Annotated in this window: 16 protein-coding genes; 9 read left to right on the forward strand and 7 right to left on the reverse strand. The window is 64.2% G+C overall.

All coding sequences use genetic code 11. The annotated features are described in order from the left end of the window. Positions 1 to 84: 84 nt before the first annotated feature. Positions 85 to 411: a hypothetical protein gene (locus tag AWB74_RS27735; protein WP_061124707.1), complete on the forward strand. Its 327-nt coding sequence runs from the start codon at positions 85 to 87 to the stop codon at positions 409 to 411. Between the two features lie 100 nt (positions 412 to 511). Continuing rightward, the gene (locus AWB74_RS27740; RefSeq protein ID WP_061149854.1) at positions 512 to 1,126 is read left to right on the forward strand and encodes a DUF2939 domain-containing protein; all 615 of its coding nucleotides are present in this window, start codon (positions 512 to 514) and stop codon (positions 1,124 to 1,126) included. A gap of 18 nt (positions 1,127 to 1,144) precedes the next feature. Here AWB74_RS27740 and AWB74_RS27745 read toward each other — a convergent pair whose 3' ends face one another. Beyond that, entirely contained in the window at positions 1,145 to 1,654 is a 510-nt protein-coding gene (locus AWB74_RS27745) for a universal stress protein (protein WP_041731023.1), read from the reverse strand. Positions 1,655 to 1,964: 310 nt separating this feature from the next. Here AWB74_RS27745 and nodI point away from each other — a divergent pair, with 310 nt between their 5' ends. Next, the gene (gene nodI, locus AWB74_RS27750) at positions 1,965 to 2,930 is read left to right on the forward strand and encodes a nodulation factor ABC transporter ATP-binding protein NodI (protein ID WP_061149855.1); all 966 of its coding nucleotides are present in this window, start codon (positions 1,965 to 1,967) and stop codon (positions 2,928 to 2,930) included. A gap of 4 nt (positions 2,931 to 2,934) precedes the next feature. After that, the gene (locus AWB74_RS27755; protein WP_268811207.1) at positions 2,935 to 3,789 is read left to right on the forward strand and encodes an ABC transporter permease; all 855 of its coding nucleotides are present in this window, start codon (positions 2,935 to 2,937) and stop codon (positions 3,787 to 3,789) included. Between the two features lie 56 nt (positions 3,790 to 3,845). Here the strand turns inward: AWB74_RS27755 and gnd are convergent, their stop codons facing one another. From gnd to AWB74_RS27770, 3 genes are all read right to left on the reverse strand, one after another. Then, a complete protein-coding gene (gnd, locus tag AWB74_RS27760; protein WP_061149856.1) occupies positions 3,846 to 4,826 on the reverse strand; it encodes a phosphogluconate dehydrogenase (NAD(+)-dependent, decarboxylating) in 981 nt (326 codons plus the stop codon). Between the two features lie 6 nt (positions 4,827 to 4,832). Beyond that, positions 4,833 to 6,926, reverse strand: a complete 2,094-nt coding sequence (gene tkt / locus AWB74_RS27765; protein WP_061149857.1) for a transketolase — start codon at positions 6,924 to 6,926, stop codon at positions 4,833 to 4,835. Positions 6,927 to 7,216: 290 nt separating this feature from the next. After that, positions 7,217 to 8,269, reverse strand: a complete 1,053-nt coding sequence (locus AWB74_RS27770) for an NADP(H)-dependent aldo-keto reductase (RefSeq protein ID WP_061149858.1) — start codon at positions 8,267 to 8,269, stop codon at positions 7,217 to 7,219. Between the two features lie 182 nt (positions 8,270 to 8,451). Here AWB74_RS27770 and AWB74_RS27775 point away from each other — a divergent pair, with 182 nt between their 5' ends. Beyond that, positions 8,452 to 9,879 carry an MFS transporter gene (locus AWB74_RS27775; protein WP_061149859.1) on the forward strand — a complete coding sequence of 476 codons (1,428 nt, stop codon included), beginning with the start codon at positions 8,452 to 8,454 and terminating at the stop codon, positions 9,877 to 9,879. A gap of 5 nt (positions 9,880 to 9,884) precedes the next feature. Here AWB74_RS27775 and AWB74_RS27780 read toward each other — a convergent pair whose 3' ends face one another. Next, on the reverse strand, positions 9,885 to 10,175 hold the full coding sequence (locus AWB74_RS27780; RefSeq protein WP_087039220.1) for an XRE family transcriptional regulator: 291 nt from the start codon (positions 10,173 to 10,175) through the stop codon (positions 9,885 to 9,887). Continuing rightward, positions 10,168 to 10,551 (reverse strand): type II toxin-antitoxin system RelE/ParE family toxin, encoded by a 384-nt coding sequence (locus tag AWB74_RS27785; protein ID WP_235024695.1) that lies wholly within the window; start codon positions 10,549 to 10,551, stop codon positions 10,168 to 10,170. Before AWB74_RS27785 ends, AWB74_RS27780 begins: the two co-directional genes overlap by 8 nt. A 98-nt stretch (positions 10,552 to 10,649) precedes the next feature. Here AWB74_RS27785 and AWB74_RS27790 point away from each other — a divergent pair, with 98 nt between their 5' ends. From AWB74_RS27790 to AWB74_RS27805, 4 genes are all read left to right on the forward strand, one after another. After that, complete coding sequence (locus tag AWB74_RS27790) at positions 10,650 to 10,925, forward strand: hypothetical protein (RefSeq protein WP_235024689.1); 276 nt, start codon at positions 10,650 to 10,652, stop codon at positions 10,923 to 10,925. Positions 10,926 to 11,107: 182 nt separating this feature from the next. Next, positions 11,108 to 11,497 (forward strand): hypothetical protein, encoded by a 390-nt coding sequence (locus AWB74_RS27795; protein ID WP_061149862.1) that lies wholly within the window; start codon positions 11,108 to 11,110, stop codon positions 11,495 to 11,497. 4 nt (positions 11,498 to 11,501) lie between these two features. Beyond that, entirely contained in the window at positions 11,502 to 11,849 is a 348-nt protein-coding gene (locus AWB74_RS27800; protein WP_061149863.1) for a hypothetical protein, read from the forward strand. A 34-nt stretch (positions 11,850 to 11,883) separates the two neighbouring features. Next, entirely contained in the window at positions 11,884 to 12,354 is a 471-nt protein-coding gene (locus tag AWB74_RS27805; protein WP_061149864.1) for a lytic transglycosylase domain-containing protein, read from the forward strand. On the opposite strand, the gene AWB74_RS27810 is transcribed toward AWB74_RS27805, so the two are convergent. Beyond that, a complete protein-coding gene (locus AWB74_RS27810; RefSeq protein WP_061149865.1) occupies positions 12,351 to 12,731 on the reverse strand; it encodes a hypothetical protein in 381 nt (126 codons plus the stop codon). The genes AWB74_RS27805 and AWB74_RS27810 overlap by 4 nt on opposite strands. Positions 12,732 to 12,758: the final 27 nt, after the last annotated feature.

The raw sequence follows: 12,758 nt of genomic DNA on the forward strand, positions 1-12,758 counted from the left end.
GCCCCAAGGCGTCTCAAACACAACCAGCATGACGGCCACCGCGCGCGGTGCGCCGCGGTGCATCCTATCGACTGGAGAGTCATCATGGAACGTTTTGCCCGTCTGCTGCCCTTCCGTCAGTTCGGCCGCCTGCGCCATCTGCGCACGCTGATCACGTGCGGCATGCCGCGCGCCGAAACGACGCCCGACCTCTTCGACGAAATGCCCGCGCTTCCGTCGCGCCAGCCGGCTTTCGCGCGCGTGTCGCTGAACAGCGCGGTGCACGCGGAGCCCGAACAGCGCGCACCGGTGCGGGTCTATCGCGGACAATCGCGGGTGATTTTCGTGGGCAAGATCGATGAAGTGTCGCGCATGATCGACCGTTGCATCGCCGAGGAAAGCGCGGGGCTCACCGGCGGCATTCTGGCTTGAATCGTGGCGGATGTACGCAGAACGTGAAGTCCCGGGATTTATCGCGCGCCTGCGTGGTCAATTCCGGATTCACGTTATGCAAGAGAGGCTTCGCCGTCGCATGTCACGCACTTCCCGTTCTGTCGCCACCGCGCTCGTCGTTCTGATTCTCGTCGCGGCGCTCGGTTTCGTTTATGCGTCACCGTATATCGCGTTGAATCGCGTCAAGCGTGCCGCCGATGCGCGCGACGCGCAGACCGTCAACGAATACGTCGATTTTCCCGCGCTTCGGGCGAGCCTCAAGGATCAGGTCGCGGCGCTGCTCACACGCCGCATCGATATCCAGAAGAGCGGCAATCCGCTCGCGATCATCGGCGCGATGATCGGCGCGGCGCTCGTCGGTCCTTTGGTGGATTCATATGCGACTCCGGACGGTGTCGCAGCCATTCTGAACGGCATTCCGCCGCGTGGCGATCCGGGCGAGCGTCCGCCGCCACAAGCGAACAACGGCACGTCGGCGAATCCGGCGGCGAGCTCGTCGAATGCGCCTTCCTCGGGCGTGGCTACCGCGCAACAGCCGCCCCGAGAGCCGCCGCAGACCACGGCCGGATACCGTGACCTGAACACGTTCGTCGTCACGTATCAGCACGGGGCCGGCGATGCGCGCTACTCGGCGATCTTCCGTCGTTACGGGCTCGTGTCGTGGAAGCTCGCCGCCGTCGATCTAAACGGTTGACCCGTCAAGCGTCTCCGCTCAGGCGCCGGCTTCGGCCTTGACCGGCTTCGCCGCGTAAGCCGCTTCGTCTTCCGCCTCGGCCGATTCGCCCGCCTGACAGACGGCGACCAGAATGCTGCACTTCACGCGGTCGAGCAGCGGCGTGTTGCCCGCGCCCATCCACCAGCGCGCGAGGCCGCTGCGGCAGCGATGACCCACGACGACGAGATCGACCTGAAGGCTCTCCGCGAGCGCCGCGATCTCGTCGATCGGATGCCCGAACGCGAAGTGCCCCTGCGCCTGCAGGCCGCGCTCGCGCAGCCATTCGACGCCTTCCTGCAGAATATCGCGCGCGGCTTCTTCGAAACGTCCGCAGGCCATGTCGGTCAGCAGTCCGGCGCTTTGCGCAATGCTCGAGCGCATGTCGACCACCGCGAGGACGTGCGTCTCCGCATTCAGGTCGAGGGCGAGATTCGCGCCCTGCCGAAGCGCCTTGCGGCCCTCTCTGGAGCCGTCGTAGCAGAGCAGGATTTTTCGATAGCTTTCCATCATGACCTCCCTGGCCGAATGCCGTTCGCGCCCGCGCGGGCCCGGGCGCGCCTTCATCTTCGTGTGTCGCTCCATGCGTGACAACGCTGGAAAACGCTAACCGACGCGGACACGCTAGCTCGCACCGTGCCAGAACCGCGATCTGCCCGAAAGACAAGCCTCTGGCACTATCGGCCGGAACCGGTTCAACTCGCTCCGCACAATGTTCGACCCGGCGCGCCGCTTGCGGTTGCACGCCGAGCGCCGTGCCGGTGCAATGGATTACACTGCCCGCTGGATTTCCCTATGCGGCTTTCCCCGTATCGAATGCATGACTGATCAAATATTGCAGCGAGCGAAACGCACCGCGGCCGATGAAACCGGTGCGCCGCCCGCCATCGAATTCACTGAAGTAAGGAAGCGTTACGGTGAGCGCACGGTCGTCGATGGCCTGTCGTTCGACGTGCGGCCCGGCGAATGCTTCGGACTGCTCGGCCCGAACGGCGCGGGCAAGACGACGACGCTCAAGATGCTCCTCGGCATCACGTCGCCGGATGACGGCGCGATCCGGTTAGTCGGCGAGCCGGTGCCCGCGCGTGCCCGTTTCGCACGCGAGCGCGTGGGCGTCGTGCCACAGTTCGACAACCTCGATCCCGATTTCACGGTGCGCGAAAATCTGTTCGTCTTTGGCCGTTACTTCGGCCTGCGGGGCGCGCGCATGGATGCGCTCGTGCCGTCGCTGCTCGAATTCGCGCGGCTGGAGAGCAAGGCCGATGCGCGCGTGGGCGAGCTGTCGGGCGGCATGAAGCGGCGCCTTACGCTCGCGCGCGCGCTCGTCAACGATCCCGATGTCCTCGTGATGGACGAGCCGACCACCGGCCTCGATCCGCAGGCGCGACATCTGATCTGGGAGCGCTTGCGCTCGCTACTCGCGCGCGGCAAGACGATTCTCCTGACGACGCACTTCATGGAAGAAGCCGAGCGTCTGTGCGACCGTCTCTGCGTGATCGAGGAAGGCCGCAAGATTGCCGAAGGACGGCCGCACGATCTGATCGAATCGGTGATCGGCTCGGACGTGATCGAAATCTACGGCCCCGATCCGCAGGCGCTCGCCGCGGAGCTCGCGCCCTTCGTCGAGCGCATGGAAGTGAGCGGCGAGACGCTCTTTTGCTACGTCGACGATCCGCAGCCCGTGCATATGCGCGTGAAAGGCCGCGCCGACGTGCGCTATCTGCATCGGCCGGCGAATCTCGAAGATGTGTTCCTGCGCCTCACGGGGCGCGAGATGGTGGACTGAGCTCATGGATACGCTCGAACAATCGCGCGTCGACCGGAAACGCGCGCGCACGCAGCCGAAGCATTCGGACAATCTGTCGCCCCTGTCCAACGCGCTGCCCGCGAACGCCACGCACTGGATGTCGGTGTGGCGGCGCAACTATCTCGTCTGGAAGAAGCTCGCGATCGCCTCGATGATCGGCAATCTCGCCGACCCGATGATCTATCTGTTCGGCCTGGGACTCGGCCTCGGGTTGATGGTCGGTCGTGTCGATGGCGTGTCGTATATCGCGTTTCTTGCGGCGGGCACGGTGGCATCGAGCGTGATGATGTCGTCGAGCTTCGAAGCGATGTACTCCGGCTTCTCGCGCATGCACGTGCAGCGCACGTGGGAAGCGATCATGCACACGCCGCTCACGCTCGGCGATATCGTGCTCGGCGAGATCGTCTGGGCCGCGAGCAAGTCGGTGTTGTCGGGCGTGGCGATCATGCTCGTCGCGGGCGCGCTCGGCTATGCGGAATTTCCGTCGATGCTGATCGCGGTGCCTATCATCGTGCTGACGGGACTCGCGTTCGCGAGCACGGCGATGGTCGTCACCGCGCTCGCGCCGAGCTACGACTTCTTCATGTTCTATCAGACGCTCGCGCTCACGCCGATGCTGCTGCTCTCCGGCGTGTTCTTCCCGATTGCGCAGTTGCCCGCGCTCGCCCGGCACGTCACGCAGGCGCTGCCGCTCTATCATGCGGTGGAACTGATTCGCTGTGCGATGCTCGCCCGCCCGTTCGACGGCGTGGCGCTGCATGTCGGCGTATTGATCGCGTATGCGATCGTGCCGTTCTTCGTGTGCGCGTGGCTCTTCCGGCGGCGCATGATGAAATGAAAACGGCGATGGACTGTGAAAGTCCATCGCCGTTTCTGCATCGTCGAACAGAAGCGTTACTTCACCGGAAACTCGTGATGCCCGCCGAAGCCGAAGCGCATCGCCGACAGCATGCGCTCGGGGAACGATTCGGCGTCGCGTGAGCGAAAACGCGTATAGAGCGCCGCCGACAGCACCTGCGCGGGCACTGCTTCCTCGATAGCCGCCTCGATCGTCCAGCGCCCTTCGCCGCTGTCCGCGACTTCGGTCGAGAAGCGTTCGAGCGTGCCGTCGGTGGCGAGCGCGCCCGCGGTCAGATCGAGCAGCCACGAGGACACCACGCTGCCGCGACGCCACACCTCCGCCACATCCGCGAGATCGAGCGAATAGCGCTCGCCTTCCGCAAGCTCCTTCGAGTCCTTGTGCCTCAGGATGTGAAAACCCTCGGCATACGCCTGCATCAATCCGTACTCGATGCCGTTGTGGACCATCTTTACGAAGTGCCCCGAGCCGACCGGGCCGCAATGCATATAGCCGTTCTCGACGCGCGAATCGCGCCCTTCGCGTCCCGGCGTTTCGGGAATGTCGCCGCGTCCGGGCGCGAGCGTCGCGAGAATCGGATCGATGCGCTTCACCACCGCCTCATCGCCGCCGATCATCATGCAATAGCCGCGCGTCAGGCCCCAGACGCCGCCCGACGTGCCGACATCGACATAATGAATGCCCTGCTCGCGCAACTGCGCGGCGCGGCGGATGTCGTCCTTGTAGAAGCTGTTGCCGCCGTCGATGATCACGTCGTCCGCGCCGAGGATCTTGCGCAGATCGTTGAGCGTGTCCTCCGTGATCTTGCCGGCAGGCAACATCAGCCAGACGACGCGCGGCGCGTCGAGCTTTGCGACGAGGTCGCCCAGATCCCTGGCGCCGGTCGCGCCTTCGCTCGCCAGCGCCTGGGTCGCTTCAGGGGCGTGGTCGTACACGACGCACGTATGCCCGTCGCGCATCAGGCGCCGCCCGATGTTGCCGCCCATACGACCCAGTCCCACGATGCCGATCTGCATGATGGTTCACTCCTTGCCGTTGGATTTGACGCGTTCGATCTGTTTCTTCGCGGCGTCGTAGACCGCCTCCGGCGTGAAGCCGAACTTCGTCTTGAGCGCCTTGAGCGGCGCCGACGCGCCGAACGTGTGCATCACGATCTGCGATCCCAGGCGGCCGACATAGCGGTCCCAGCCGATCGTCGCGGCCTGCTCGACGCAGACGCGGGCATGCACGTCGGGCGGCAGCACCGATTCCTTGTACGCCCGGTCCTGCTGCTCGAAGATGTCCCACGAGGGCATCGACACGACGCGCGCCGCGACGCCTTCGGCCTTCAGCTTCTCGTAGGCCTCGACGCACAGCGAGACTTCGCTGCCGGTCGCGAGCAACAGCACTTCGGGCTTCTTGCCGCCTTCCGTATCGGCGAGCACGTACGCGCCGCGCCGTACCCCTTCCGCCGATGCGTATTTCTTGCGATCGAAGGTCGGAAGCGCCTGCCGCGTCAGCACGAGACACGACGGTTCCCTGGTGTGCGACAGCGCGACGCGCCATGCTTCGCCGACCTCGTTGGCATCGGCGGGACGCAGCAGGCAGAGGCCCGGCACCGCGCGCAAGGTCGCGAGCTGCTCGATCGGCTGATGCGTCGGGCCGTCTTCGCCGACGCCGATGGAATCGTGCGTGAACACGTAGATCACCGGCACTTCCATGATCGCGGATAGGCGGATCGGCGGCTTCATATAGTCGCTGAAAATCAGGAACGTCGATCCGTACGCCCGCAGATTCGACAGCGCGAGGCCGTTGCAGACCGCGCCCATGCCGTGCTCGCGTATGCCGAAGTGCAGGTTGCGGCCGCCGTAGCTGTCGTGCTCGAAGCTGCCCGCGCCTTCGAACTTGAGATTGGTTTTCGTCGATGGCGACAGGTCCGCCGCACCGCCGATGATCCACGGAATGCGCTGGGCGATCGCGTTGAGCACCTTGCCCGACGAATCGCGCGTGGCGAGCCCCTTCGGGTCCGCTTCAAATGTCGGAATCGCACTTTCCCAGCCTTCGGGCAGCTCGTTTCGCAGCATCATCCACGCTTCTTTTGCGAGCTCGGGCTGGGCCTTTTCATAGGCATCGAAACGCTGCTTCCATTCCGTGTGCGCCTTCTTGCCGCGCGCGCCCATGCCGTCGGCAAAATGCTGCATCACGCCGTCTGGCACGTAGAACTGCTTGTCTTCCGGCCATCCGTAGAACTTCTTCGCGAGCTTCACTTCCTCTTCGCCTAACGCCTCGCCGTGCGCGCTCGCGGTGTTCTGCTTGTTCGGCGCCCCCCAGCCGATGATGCTCTTCACGACGATCAGCGTCGGCTTGTCCGTGTGCGACTTCGCCTTGTTGATGGCGTCTTCGAGCGCCTGCGCATCGTTGGCGTCATCGACATGCAGCGTGTGCCAGTTGTAGCCGTGAAAGCGCGCTTCGACGTCGTCGCTGTACGCGAGCTCCGTATGGCCTTCGATGGTGATCGTGTTGCTGTCGTAGATCCAGATCAGGTTCGAGAGCTTCAGATGCCCCGCGAGCGACGCCGCTTCGTGCGACACGCCTTCCATCATGTCGCCGTCGCCGCAGAGCGCGTAGACGCGGTAATCGAAGATCGTGTCCTTGCCCTTGTTGAAGCGCGCTTCCTTCCAGCGCGCGGCCATCGCCATCCCGACGCTGTTGCCGAGCCCTTGCCCGAGTGGCCCCGTGGTCGTCTCGACGCCCGTCGTCAGGCGGAATTCCGGGTGGCCGGGCGTTTTGCTGTCGATCTGGCGGAACTGTTTGATGTCGTCGAGCGAGACGGCGGCGTTGCCGGTCGGCTTGCCGTCGTCGTCGACTTCCTTCACGCCCGCGAGATGCAGCAACGAGTACAGCAGCATCGACGCATGACCGACCGACAGCACGAAGCGGTCGCGATTCGGCCAGAGCGGCGCGTCCGGATCGTAGCGAAGATGGTTCTGCCAGAGATGGAATGCGACGGGCGCGAGCGCCATCGGTGTGCCGGGATGGCCGGAATTGGCCTTTTGCACGGCGTCCATCGAAAGCGTGCGGATGGTATCGATCGTGAGGCGATCGAGATCTTTGTCCTGCGATGATGCTTGAGACATGAGCGACGACTCCTTTGCAAAGAGCGCGCTGTGGCGAAAGGCGCCGCAGCGGGCAACCAGGACCATCGAGCAAGTGTAGTGCCTTGGTGCCGGCACTGCACCGCGGGTGACACGAGGAGCGCGCCGCGAATCCCGCATTGCAGGATTCGGGCGGCATTACGGCAGAGTACGGGCCAAAAGTGAGTCCGGCGTTACCAAGCGATATCGGACGAAGACGCGAACGTCAATGCTGACACATCCGCGCCCGATCCATGCGATTCTCCGTCAAATCGTTGAGCGCACAGGAAATTTCACGGGGCCGGGTTCGGCTGACGTTCGTGCAGCGCGTCGATTTCGGCCAGAATTTCTTCCGACAGTTCGACGTTCACGCTCTCGATGTTCTCCTTCAGCTGCGCGATCGACGTCGCGCCGATCAACGTGCTGGTCGTGAACGGCCGCGTGTTGACGAACGCGAGCGCGAGTTGCGTCGGCGTGAGTCCGTGGCGCTTCGCCAGTTCGACGTAAGACGTGATCGCCGCGAGCGCCTGCGGCTTGCTGTAACGCTGGAAGCGCTCATAGAGCGTGATGCGCGCGCCCGCCGGACGTGCACCGCCTTCGTACTTGCCGGACAGCCAGCCGAACGCAAGCGGCGAGTACGCGAGCAGCCCGACGCCTTCCCGGTGCGTGAACTCCGACAGGCCGAATTCGTAGGTGCGGTTCACGAGACTGTACGGATTCTGAATGCTGACGATCTTCGGCAGCCCCGCCTTTTCGGCTGCGCGCAGGAATTGCGCGACGCCCCAGGGCGTTTCGTTCGACACGCCCACATGACGGATCTTGCCCGCCTTCACGAGATCGGCGAGCACGGCGAGCGTTTCCTCGATAGGCACCGTGTACTCGTCGTCGATATACGGATACGACGGGCGGCCGAAGGTCATCGTGTTGCGGTCGGGCCAGTGCAACTGATACAGGTCGACGTAATCGGTTTGCAGGCGCTTCAGACTGCCGTCGATGGCTTCATTCAGGTTCTTGCGATCGAACTGATTGCCCGCGCCGCGGATGTGACGCGGATTGTGCGGCTGGCGCGCGGGTCCGGCGATCTTCGTCGCGAGCACGATATCGCCGCGTTTCGCGGGATTCTTCGCGAGCCAGGTGCCGATGTATTGCTCCGTGCGGCCCTGCGTTTCGGGACGCGGCGGGACCGGGTACATTTCGGCGGCATCGATCAGATTCACGCCTTCGCCGAGCGCGTAATCGATCTGTTCGTGCGCTTCGCTCTCGGTGTTCTGCTCGCCCCAGGTCATGGTGCCGAGCCCGATCAGGCTGACGTCGACACCCGAATCACCCAGTTTCCGAAACTTCATGTGCTCTGTCCTCATTCTTGTTGGCTTGTTGTTTGCGCGCTGTTGGCATCGCGTTGGCGCATTGTCGGAAATGACTTCTGGCTGGTTTTCCGGCAATCGCAAAACCTACCATAGCCGCGAAAGCTCTGCTGTCGCGGCTAGAATGGCAGCCTTCCCGATACACGAAGAGGAGTGCCCGTCCGATGCCGTCCGCCAGCGATCGCGAGAAGAACAAGAGCTCGTCGCTCATCGTCATGCTCGTCGCGGCGACGTTCTTCATGGAGAACCTCGACGGCACGATCATCGCCACCGCTTTGCCGCAGATGGCGCGCTCGTTCAACGTGCATCCCGCGGACATGAGCCTCGGCATCACGGCGTATCTGCTGACGCTCGCCGTCTTCATTCCGATTTCCGGCTGGGCCGCCGACCGCTTCGGCCTGCGCACGGTGTTCGCCAGCGCGATCGCGGTATTCACGGCGGCGTCCGTGCTGTGCGCGACGACCTCGACCCTGCCCGCCTTCGCGGCGGCGCGCGTGCTGCAGGGCATCGGCGGCGCGATGATGGTGCCGGTCGGCCGCCTCGCCGTGCTGCGCGCGACGCCCAAGGAAGGCCTGATGCGCGCGATCGCGATCATCACGTGGCCGGGGCTCGTCGCGCCGGTGATCGGCCCGCCGCTCGGCGGCTTCATCACGACGTATTCGTCGTGGCGCTGGATCTTCTATCTGAACGTGCCGCTCGGTCTGATCGGCCTCTTGCTGACGCTGCGCCATATCGACAACGTGCGCGAGGACGCGAAGCGCCGCTTCGATCTGCCGGGCTTCGCGCTCTGCGGCATCGCGTGCACGACGCTGCTCTACGCGATGGAACTCGTCGGCCGCAGCGATGCGGACTGGCGCTTCGTCGGCGTGCTCGTCGCGGTGGGTGTGGTGGCGGGCCTCGCGTCGTGGCGGCATTTGCGGCGGGCGGCGCAGCCGGTCGTCGATTTGTCGGCGCTGAAGGTGAAGACTTTCGCCGTCGCGATGGGCGGCGGCTCGCTCTTTCGCATCGCGATCAGCGCGGCGCCGTTTCTGCTGCCGCTGATGTTCCAGGTCGGGTTCGGCATGAACGCGTTCGAATCGGGTTTGCTCACGCTCGCGGTGTTCGCGGGCAATCTGTCAATGAAGCTCGTGACGACGCCCGTGATGCGCCGGTTCGGCTTCCGTCCGGTGCTGATCGTCAATGGCGTGATCGCCGCGCTGTCGCTCGCCGCGATGAGCCTGCTCACGCCGGCGACGCCCAGGCTCCTGATCGTCGTCGTGCTGTTCGCGAGCGGCTTGTCACGTTCGCTGCAGTTCACCGCGCTGAACACGCTCGCTTTCGCCGACGTGCCGACAGCGCAGATGAGCGGCGCATCGGCGCTGTCCAGCACGCTTTTCCAGATGACGATGGGCATCGGCGTCGCGATCGGCGCGATCGCGCTGCGCGTCGGCGAGTGGTTTCATGGCCACGATGCGCGTTCGGTCGGGCCCGAGGATTTCAGCGTCGCGTTTCTTATCGTCGCGTTCGTGGGATTGATCGGCGTGCTCGATCTGTTCGGGCTTTCACGCGACGCGGGAGCGCTTGTTTCGGGGCATCGGAAGCCGAAGGTGTGAGGGGTTTATGACCCGTTCACGAGCTCGAATCTAAACTTCTTGCCGAGCGCTGCCGCGGCGCTTGCCAGAGTCGTTAGCGTGAGGCTTGGATCGCTCGCGTCGAGCAACCGGTTGAGCGCCGAGCGGCTCGTTTTCATCTTTGCCGCCATCGCCGTTTTGGTGATGTGCTGCGCTTTCATTTCCTGCTCGATCTGCCAGGCGATCACCCGCTTGATGGCGGTGGCAGTCACTTCCTCGAGGATGCCTTCTTCTTCGAGGAAATCGTCGAAATCGCTGCCGACATGTTTCTTAGTCATATGGCACTCCGTCATGGAATTCTCTCATGCGAGTCTCTGCCAGCTCGAAATCGCCCTTGGAAACCGCCTGCGATTTCTTGATGAAACCATGAAGCAGAATCATCTCTCCGTTCTTTACTGTGAACAGAACTCGCGCGATTCGTTGATGTAGATGAATCCGAACTTCCCATAGATCTTTCTTCAGTTTTCGAACGAGCGGCATGCCGAGTGGCCAACCGATCTGCACGGTCTTGATGTCAGCGCCAATCGCCTTCTTGCCCGACGAGTCCAGGCTACTCAGCCATTCACGAACCGGCTCATTGCCGCTGGTTTGCCGAAAGAATCGGACTTTCAGTACGAGGGGCTGAATTACTTCTCGTCCTTCTTTCTCTTTGATACGCGAATTTCATAGGCGAAAGCTCTCGGTGCAGGTCTCGGTACTGGTGTCGGTGGATATTTTTGCGCCGCATCGGCGACATCACCTGATCGCGCTGAATGTACCAACATTGGTACGATTTGGCAATTTTGGATCTCTCCCCTAAACCCTCGACCGCCCGCGCCGATAACCGCGGTATGAACGCCCACACCCTCGACGCACTCGCCGCCCTGACCGAAACGGTCGCCGTCATCCGTCACGCGCGCGGCCTGAAAAATCCCCACGATCTCCCCGAAGGCTCGCAAGACTGGCAGCGTGCCGCCGACGCCTTCGCCGACGACTTTCTCCGCGCGCTCGATGCCGAACCGAAGGTCGGCGCGTGGTGGCGCATCTGATCGTCATGCCGCTGTCACGCCGGCAAGGGCGCCGCGCCGATCGTCGTGATTCGTGCGCGCCGCTTCCTCGAATCGGCGTCTTCTGAGTCAAGTCTTGCTAATTGGCGAAACGTTTGCGCACGGCTATCAAGTCACGCGTGCCCGCGCCGACAACTCGCATATCGCCATGACTCAATCAGGAGATGCCAGTGAAGTGGGCAGCGTCACTTTTTGCCATCGCCGTCGCGGTCGCCCTGACCGGCTGCGCGCCGATGCCCGCGGCCAGCACGGCCCAGACCGACAAGCCGGCGAATTCCGCCGACATCATTCGCTTCGAGATTCCCGCTGACGCCCTCGGCGCGCGCGATCCGCAACTGAGCGCGATTCTCGCGAAAGCGGGCGCGCTCGCCGCCGCGCAAAAGCAGCCGACGACCATTCTCGTCACCGCGCTCGCGCAGGACTTCCCGTACCTCAATCAGGCGATCTGGAAAGGCGTTCCGGCGAAGCACACGGTGCGGCTCAGTCTCGAAAACCTGACCGCCAGCGCGCGACAGCCCTACAGCGTGTCGATCAAGCCGACGCAGGGAGGCTGACGCGATGCGCCGAATCTCCCGTCTTTTCCCGATTGCCGCCGCCGGCCTGTTGCTCACGTCGAGCGCCTTCGCCGGTCCGCTCGACGTCAGCGCGCCCGCGTCGGTGCAAACGCTCGCCGCGCTCGGCCCGGCCGTGCAGAAGGTCTATCCGCCTTTGCCGACGCTCGCGATGCTGCCGCCCGCAACCAGCGACGACGATCCGATCGCCCGTCCCGCAACCAAGAAAGGCAAGAAAACGCGCCGCGTCGCCGATTGCAAATGCAGTCCCGAACCGCGCCTCGTCGTGTCCGACGAATCGCGCGTCTATCTGAAGGACATCGAGCTTCGCATCGACAACGCGCTCGCGCAGTAAGCCGCGTCGCTCATCGCCAGAAGGAGCCCGTTTCATGATCCATTCGACGTTCGGCGTCCTCGCCGCCTGCGTTCTGCTCGGCGCGACGCTATTTGCGAGCGCCGCGCGCGCCGACGATTGCTTCGAGCAGGCCGGCGCCTATCAGGGCGTCAATCCGCTCGTGTTGCGCGCGGTCGCGTGGCGCGAATCGAAAGGCGATGCCGCCGCGATCAACCACAACGCGAACGGCTCGATCGATATCGGCCAGTTGCAGATCAACTCCGTCCATTTTCCCGACCTCGCGCGTAACGGCATCCCGCGCCGCGCGCTCGCCGATCCGTGCGTCAACGTGTTCGTCGCCGCGTGGCTTCTGAAGCAGAAGATGGTGAAGTACGGCAACACGTGGCAGGCGATCGGCGCGTATCACTCGGAATCGCCGAAGCATCGCGATGCCTATGCGCGCAGCATCCAGCAAATCCTCGTCAGCTGGGGCGAACTGCAGCCCGCGGTGCGCGTCGTGCGCTAACGTCGCAGCCAGTCGAGCCATCCGAGCGCGATCGCCGCATTGACGATCACGCCGGTGGTCGCCGCGAGCGCCGCGATCATCGTCCAGAAAGCCGAACGGCGCGACGCCTGCGCCGAGTCGCGCGCGAGCTGCGCCGCGTCGTTGGCGGAATTGACCGAGGCGAACATCGCACGGAACTGCTCGTCCTGACGCGTCGCGTCCTTGCCGCGCAGCCACGCACGCTTGAACGGCGCTTCGGGGTCGGCGTCCGCGGATTCGTCGAGGTCCGCGCGCACCGACGTTTCGCCTGCGGCTTCGTAGCGGCGATAGCGCGCCTCGCGCGCGGCCGCTGCATCGCCGCCCCCTTCGTGCTCGTGCTCGTTCTCGTTCTCGCTCATGCCGATGCCCCGTGTGCTTGCCTCGCG

It is taken from the genome of Caballeronia arvi, from assembly GCF_001544695.2.
In the GTDB taxonomy this organism is placed as follows: Bacteria; Pseudomonadota; Gammaproteobacteria; order Burkholderiales; family Burkholderiaceae; genus Caballeronia; species Caballeronia arvi.

What these genes read in the sequence shown, in the direction of transcription:
- AWB74_RS27735 (WP_061124707.1), top strand. Translation starts at nt 85, where the DNA reads ATGGAACGTTTTGCCCGTCTGCTGCCCTTCCGTCAGTTCGGCCGCCTG.
- AWB74_RS27740 (WP_061149854.1), top strand. Translation starts at nt 512, where the DNA reads ATGTCACGCACTTCCCGTTCTGTCGCCACCGCGCTCGTCGTTCTGATT.
- AWB74_RS27745 (WP_041731023.1), bottom strand. Translation starts at nt 1,654, where the DNA reads ATGGAAAGCTATCGAAAAATCCTGCTCTGCTACGACGGCTCCAGAGAG.
- nodI (WP_061149855.1), top strand. Translation starts at nt 1,965, where the DNA reads ATGACTGATCAAATATTGCAGCGAGCGAAACGCACCGCGGCCGATGAA.
- AWB74_RS27755 (WP_268811207.1), top strand. Translation starts at nt 2,935, where the DNA reads ATGGATACGCTCGAACAATCGCGCGTCGACCGGAAACGCGCGCGCACG.
- gnd (WP_061149856.1), bottom strand. Translation starts at nt 4,826, where the DNA reads ATGCAGATCGGCATCGTGGGACTGGGTCGTATGGGCGGCAACATCGGG.
- tkt (WP_061149857.1), bottom strand. Translation starts at nt 6,926, where the DNA reads ATGTCTCAAGCATCATCGCAGGACAAAGATCTCGATCGCCTCACGATC.
- AWB74_RS27770 (WP_061149858.1), bottom strand. Translation starts at nt 8,269, where the DNA reads ATGAAGTTTCGGAAACTGGGTGATTCGGGTGTCGACGTCAGCCTGATC.
- AWB74_RS27775 (WP_061149859.1), top strand. Translation starts at nt 8,452, where the DNA reads ATGCCGTCCGCCAGCGATCGCGAGAAGAACAAGAGCTCGTCGCTCATC.
- AWB74_RS27780 (WP_087039220.1), bottom strand. Translation starts at nt 10,175, where the DNA reads ATGACTAAGAAACATGTCGGCAGCGATTTCGACGATTTCCTCGAAGAA.
- AWB74_RS27790 (WP_235024689.1), top strand. Translation starts at nt 10,650, where the DNA reads ATGTACCAACATTGGTACGATTTGGCAATTTTGGATCTCTCCCCTAAA.
- AWB74_RS27795 (WP_061149862.1), top strand. Translation starts at nt 11,108, where the DNA reads ATGCCAGTGAAGTGGGCAGCGTCACTTTTTGCCATCGCCGTCGCGGTC.
- AWB74_RS27800 (WP_061149863.1), top strand. Translation starts at nt 11,502, where the DNA reads ATGCGCCGAATCTCCCGTCTTTTCCCGATTGCCGCCGCCGGCCTGTTG.
- AWB74_RS27805 (WP_061149864.1), top strand. Translation starts at nt 11,884, where the DNA reads ATGATCCATTCGACGTTCGGCGTCCTCGCCGCCTGCGTTCTGCTCGGC.
- AWB74_RS27810 (WP_061149865.1), bottom strand. Translation starts at nt 12,731, where the DNA reads ATGAGCGAGAACGAGAACGAGCACGAGCACGAAGGGGGCGGCGATGCA.